The 1,368-nt window shown below is 57.9% G+C and carries 2 protein-coding genes; both read right to left on the bottom strand.

Annotated features, from left to right (window positions below; all coding sequences use genetic code 11):
- Window positions 1-81: 81 nt before the first annotated feature.
- Window positions 82-864 carry a hypothetical protein gene (locus EET67_RS25320; RefSeq protein WP_210211175.1) on the bottom strand — a complete coding sequence of 261 codons (783 nt, stop codon included), beginning with the start codon at window positions 862-864 and terminating at the stop codon, window positions 82-84.
- Window positions 865-1,177: 313 nt separating this feature from the next.
- A partial coding sequence (locus tag EET67_RS25315) for a transposase (RefSeq protein WP_133308891.1) occupies window positions 1,178-1,368 on the bottom strand: 191 nt, incomplete at its 5' end.

The raw sequence follows: 1,368 nt of genomic DNA, 5'->3' as shown, positions 1-1,368 counted from the left end.
CGGCGATCAGGTTCCAGAATGTCCGGTCATAGATGCCCTTTTTGAAATGCGGTCAATCAAGCGTTCCCGCTCCGTTCAAGCTTAGCGTACGATTTCGAGCAGCTCTTGTTCTGACCCCAGTTTGTTGCGCCCGGCTTGCATGATAGCGCGGCCCCATCGTTCCAGCCGGTTGCGCGGCGGGCGCTCACCTTCAATCTTGAAGCTCGCGCGGCTGTCGGCCAGAAGCATGAAACTCGCGGCTCTGGCGACAAGGTGCGCACCGGTGCGGCCAACCGTTTCGCGCGCCGTTTGATCGAGCTCGCGCCCGATGGATTCTTCCAGCGATTTGGTCCGCCGGATCAGAGGGCAAAAGCGCACTGTGCCGAGCAGGTTGTCCCGAACGCGGTGCCGCTTTGAGAGGCGCGGTTTGCTCGTGAAGTAAGCTGCGGGATCGACAAGATCGATGGCCGCAACGCTTTGGGCGTCGGGAAGATCGAGGGTCTTTCCGGTCAGCAATTCGTAGAAGTACCATATGCGGCGCGCCGGTACGCCGGTCGGCGCTGCGCGAACCAGCTCTTCGACGGCGTTGTCCGGAACGGCATCAAAGATGCGTTTGAGGATCAGGAGATCAGGCGTCTCGTGCCGGAACGCGAAGGTCAGGTGATCGGCGAAGCTATCGCCGGGCCAGTAGCGTTTATCGAAGACACGCCAGCTGCGGTCCTCGCGCTGGCTGCCTTTGATATGCTTTTCGGAAACGCAGCTGGGCTGCCGAACCGGCGCTCTGATGGAGAACTCATTGACAAGCGCAGTCCAACCTGCGAGGCGCGTCTTGTCAGGGACGGGGCTCTCCTGAAAGTGCGGCGAATGGGCCAGTTCAAGGCGCATCGGTCGAAAAATCCTCGTGTCCGTCGAAAATTACCTCTTCTAGGGGAGAAGAGGTCGAAAAATATCATAACGTACTCAGTGGTCGAAATCTATTATTTTCGGTCGTAACCTTCCATAAATACAGCACTTCGGTCGAAAATCGCCACAGAACTGCCAAAAAGCTCGAAAGGCTTGCTTCGTAGCGTCAATCGTCATCCCTCCGATAGCCAAAGCCCTTGCCACATTTGCGGCGGTGACTTGTCAATCGGCACCCAAAACTGACCCCATATCGGCGCCCAAATTGGGTCTGACGCAAACTCGCTGCATCTTTGGCTCAGGCCGCGCCGATGAGACGCGCCTGGAGCAGATCGATCTTGGCGCGGCCGTACATCTGCCGCTTGATGAATTTGAGCTTGGTGATCTGGCCTTCGGTCTGGCCGTTGGACCACGGAGAGATGATGGCGTTTCGGACGGCGGCGATATCCTTTTCGACGCCGTTCGCGAATGATCTGACGAGACTTGTCT

Origin of the sequence: Borborobacter arsenicus (assembly GCF_003934165.1) — a bacterium.
GTDB classification, from domain to species: domain Bacteria; phylum Pseudomonadota; class Alphaproteobacteria; order Rhizobiales; family Rhizobiaceae; genus Pseudaminobacter; species Pseudaminobacter arsenicus.
This window is presented reverse-complemented; position numbering and strand designations above follow the sequence as displayed.

Excerpts from the sequence above, each read along its gene's own strand:
- EET67_RS25320 (WP_210211175.1), bottom strand. The coding sequence starts at position 864 with ATGCGCCTTGAACTGGCCCATTCGCCGCACTTTCAGGAGAGCCCCGTC.